Origin of the sequence: Burkholderia paludis, from assembly GCF_000732615.1 — a bacterium.
GTDB classification, from domain to species: domain Bacteria; phylum Pseudomonadota; class Gammaproteobacteria; order Burkholderiales; family Burkholderiaceae; genus Burkholderia; species Burkholderia paludis.
Map to the genome: position 1 here is coordinate 1 of NZ_JPGL01000133.1, position 3,900 is coordinate 3,900.

Genomic DNA, 3,900 nt, shown 5'->3' on the forward strand with positions numbered 1-3,900 from the left:
GCCGCCCGCCTTGACGATCTCGTCGGCGACCGCGTTCGCGCCGTCCTGGTTCAGGTCGGCGATCGCCACCGCCGCGCCCGCCTTCGCGAGCTCGAGGGCGATTTCCTTGCCGATGCCGCTTGCGGCGCCCGTGACGACTGCGGTCTTGCCGTTCAGATCTGCTGCCATGTCCGTCTCCTCCCGATATCGGATCGATAAAGCACACTCCCGCCGCATCCGCATGCATCGCGCGACCTGAGCGGCGGGCCAGCCGTCATTGTGCACGATCGGCCCCGCGCTTCGCGTGCAAAACGTCTAAGCTTAAGGTCGTTCCAGTCACGCAGGAGGTTCGCATGCACTACCGTCGGCTGGGCCGCTCCGGCCTGCAGATCAGCGCACTTTCGCTCGGCTCGTGGGTCACGTACGGCAACCAGGTCGATCAGCGGGCGGCGCGCGAATGCCTCGCCGCGGCGCGCGACGCGGGCGTCAATTTCTTCGACAACGCCGAGGTCTACGCCGGCGGCAAATCCGAGGAAATCATGGGCGAGGCGCTCAAGTCGCTCGACTGGCCGCGCATCAGCTATATCGTGTCCACGAAGTTCTTCTGGGGGCTTGCGGAAGCGCCGAACCAGTATCACACGCTGAACCGCAAATACCTGCTGAACGCGATCGACGGCTCGTTGCGCCGGTTGCAGCTCGACTATGTCGACCTCGTCTACTGCCATCGCCCGGATCCGAACACGCCGATCGAGGAAACCGTCTGGGCGATGAGCGACATGATCGCGCGCGGCAAGGCGCTGTACTGGGGCACGTCGGAATGGAGCGCCGACGAAATTCGCGCCGCGATCGAGATCGCCGAACGGCATCACCTGCACAAGCCGGTTGTCGAGCAGCCGCAATACAACCTGTTCCACCGTATGCGGGTCGAACAGGAATATGCGCGCCTCTACGACGACTACGGCCTCGGCCTCACGACCTGGAGCCCGTTGGCGTCGGGCCTGCTCACCGGCAAGTACCGCAACGGCGTGCCGCCCGGCAGCCGCGCGCAGTTGCAGGGTTACGACTGGATGCGCGACCGATTGACCGATCAGGCTGCCAACGACATCGTGGAGCAGCTCGGCAAAATCGCGGCCGAGCTCGGCTGCAGCACGGGCCAGCTCGCAATCGCGTGGGTGCTCGCGAATCCGCGCGTGAGTTCGGTCATCACCGGCGCGTCGCGGATCGAGCAGATCGGCGACAACATGCGTGCGCTCGACGTCGCCGAGAAGCTGACGCCGGACGTGAAGCAACGGATCGAGGAGGTGGTCGGCGCCGCATACGAGTAAGGCGGCTTGCGGCCACTCGCGTACAATACGCGGCCCGCATCGGCACCCGGCCTGACCGCCGTGTACGAGCGGGCGCGTTCATCGATTCACCTTTCGTTTCAGGCAGCCAGCCATGCTCAGTTATCGTCACGGTTTTCACGCAGGCAACCACGCGGACGTGCTCAAGCACGCCGTCGTCGTCCAGCTGCTGCGCCACCTGAACAAGAAAGACAAGTCGTACTGGTACATCGACACGCACGCAGGCGCCGGCGTGTACTCGCTGCGCGACGGCTACGCCGCCAAGACGTCGGAATTCGACACCGGCATCGGCCGACTGTGGAATGAAAAGAACCTGCCGGACGTCCTGGGCGACTATGTGGACGAAGTCCGTGCGCTGAACGACGACGGCGAATTGCGCTTCTACCCGGGCTCCCCGTACATCGCCTGGCGATCGATGCGCGAGCAGGACCGCATGCGTCTGTTCGAAATGCACACGACGGAAATCGACGTGCTGCGCCACAATTTCCGCGACGCGGGGCGACGTGCGATGATCTTCGCCGGCGACGGTTTCGAAGGCATCAAGGCGCTGCTGCCGCCGCCGCCGCGACGCGCACTCGTGCTGATCGATCCTTCATACGAGGACAAGAAGGATTACGCACGTACGATCAGCTGCGTGACGGAATGTCTGAAGCGTTTCGCGACGGGCTGCTATGCAGTCTGGTACCCGCAGGTCACCCGGACGGAATCGCAACGCTTTCCCGAGCAGTTGAAACGCCTGCAGCCGAACAACTGGCTGCACCTGACGCTGACCGTGTCGAATCCGCCGACGGACGGGCTGGGCCTCTATGGCAGCGGGATGTTCATTCTGAATCCGCCCTATACGCTCGCCCAGAGCATGAACGAAGCACTGCCCTATCTCGTCGAGATGCTGGGACAGGACAGCGGCGCCCGCTGTCAGATCGAGCACCGCGGAAACTGATCGGGCAGCCCGTGCGTTACGGCTGCGGCCTCGGCGCAAGCCGCGGCTGGTTGGCTGGCGGTGCGCCCCAGGCGGGAACATTGATATACGGCGCGACGAACAGCGGGACCGACGTGTTCGGCGCTTGCCCGGCCGGTGCCCGCATGCCCGCCGGCTCAACGATCGGTGCGCTGGATAGCGGCGCCGTCTGCAGCACCAGCCCGCCCTTGCCGTCCTGGATACCTCGTTGCGTATCGAGAATCAGCGGCTTGGACGCCGTCGCGGCGCTCGCCGCGAGGCCGTGGACAAGCACCGCCGCGCCCAGAGCGAGGCGCGCGCGGGCAATTCGACGCACATCGAGACGCAAACGCATGATCGTGTCCTTCCGAATGAAAAGCAGGCCCATACCATAGCGCCGCATCGGCGATTCCGCCAGATCCGGCGCACAAAAAAACAAAGCCCCGTCAATACGGGGCTTGCTTATCGTTCGGCGCCACATGGCACCTGACGGTGACTCCGATTACAGCGAGTAGCCGTTGGTTTCGAGCGAACGGATACGGTGCTCGAGCTGGACGATGTCCGACGACGTAGCGAGGTAAGCCTCACGGCGCTCACGTTCTGCGGATTCAAACCAGTTGCTCAGCTTTTCGACGATGTAGGCGATCATGACGTTCTCCAAGGAGGGGGAACCCTGGTGAATCGAGATTCAGGGATTTCCCGTATAGGGTTATCCCGAATTATAGCGACGCCGCACCAAGATGCTAGTGAAATACTTGCATGGAAGCTATTCCTGTTTGGAATGGAGTCACGTGAGGCGGTCGTAACCTCTTGATTTTCATGGGAAATGCATCGAAGCCTGTTTCGGCGCTCGAGGGCACGCACTAATTTGGTTCATTGATGGGGTTCGCCAGACGCGCCAAGATCGGGCATTCCGGCCGGTCGTCCCCATGGCAGTGCGTGGCAAGGTCTGCCAGCGTATCGCGCATGTCGCTCAACTCCGCAATGCGCTTGTCGAGTTCAGCCACGTGCTCGAGGGCGATCGACTTCACTTCGGCGCTGGCGCGCGAGCGGTCTTGCCAGAGCATCAGCAGTTTGCGGATGTCTTCGACGAGAAAGCCGAGCCGTCGCGCCTGCCGGATAAAGCGAAGCGTATGGATTTCGTCTGCGCCGTAGATCCGGTAACCGGCGTCGGTACGCTTGCTCGGCGCGAGAAGACCGACCTGTTCGTAGTACCGGATCATTTTTGCACTGACTCCGGATTCGCGCGACGCGTCGCCGATGTTCATTCCCCGCCCTCTCCGTCAAACCCTGGTTCCGATCACGAACGTCGACGGATGCAATCGCCGACGGCATTTCGATCGTACCAAATTGCGTGGATTCGCTCCCGGCAAGGCATGGAACGGGACGACCTGGCCAGTGCCGGCCGGATGCGCTGAAGGAAGGCACACTGCCCGATCCGGCTTCACTCGCATTTCCGCCGCCGGAAATGCAAAAACCCCCGCCTTTCGGGCGGGGGTTCTTGGCTTAGGGAGCCTGACGATTACCTACTTTCACACGGGAATCCGCACTATCATCGGCGTAGAGTCGTTTCACGGTCCTGTTCGGGATGGGAAGGGGTGGGACCGACTCGCTATGGTCATCAGGCAAAGAGGGTTGTTG

6 protein-coding genes and 1 rRNA gene are annotated in these 3,900 nt (G+C 62.8%); 2 read left to right on the forward strand and 5 right to left on the reverse strand.

Translation table 11 applies throughout. From position 1 onward, the window contains the following. Positions 1–168, reverse strand: a 168-nt coding sequence (locus tag GQ56_RS0138680; protein ID WP_031403727.1) for an SDR family NAD(P)-dependent oxidoreductase, incomplete at its 3' end; no start/stop codon positions are given. 164 nt (positions 169–332) lie between these two features. Here GQ56_RS0138680 and GQ56_RS0138685 point away from each other — a divergent pair. Then, positions 333–1,304 carry a potassium channel beta subunit family protein gene (locus tag GQ56_RS0138685; protein WP_031403728.1) on the forward strand — a complete coding sequence of 324 codons (972 nt, stop codon included), beginning with the start codon at positions 333–335 and terminating at the stop codon, positions 1,302–1,304. A gap of 112 nt (positions 1,305–1,416) precedes the next feature. After that, positions 1,417–2,262: a 23S rRNA (adenine(2030)-N(6))-methyltransferase RlmJ gene (locus tag GQ56_RS0138690; protein ID WP_031403729.1), complete on the forward strand. Its 846-nt coding sequence runs from the start codon at positions 1,417–1,419 to the stop codon at positions 2,260–2,262. A 16-nt stretch (positions 2,263–2,278) separates the two neighbouring features. Here GQ56_RS0138690 and GQ56_RS0138695 read toward each other — a convergent pair whose 3' ends face one another. The 4 genes from GQ56_RS0138695 to rrf form a co-directional block, all read right to left on the reverse strand. Further along, positions 2,279–2,647, reverse strand: a complete 369-nt coding sequence (locus tag GQ56_RS0138695; RefSeq protein ID WP_031403730.1) for a hypothetical protein — start codon at positions 2,645–2,647, stop codon at positions 2,279–2,281. Positions 2,648–2,761: 114 nt separating this feature from the next. Further along, positions 2,762–2,908 carry a DUF3563 family protein gene (locus GQ56_RS42735; RefSeq protein ID WP_072445473.1) on the reverse strand — a complete coding sequence of 49 codons (147 nt, stop codon included), beginning with the start codon at positions 2,906–2,908 and terminating at the stop codon, positions 2,762–2,764. Between the two features lie 214 nt (positions 2,909–3,122). Continuing rightward, the gene (cueR, locus tag GQ56_RS0138705; protein WP_031403731.1) at positions 3,123–3,527 is read right to left on the reverse strand and encodes a Cu(I)-responsive transcriptional regulator; all 405 of its coding nucleotides are present in this window, start codon (positions 3,525–3,527) and stop codon (positions 3,123–3,125) included. Positions 3,528–3,772: 245 nt separating this feature from the next. Then, positions 3,773–3,885: ribosomal RNA gene (gene rrf / locus GQ56_RS0138710) — 5S ribosomal RNA — on the reverse strand. Positions 3,886–3,900: the final 15 nt, after the last annotated feature.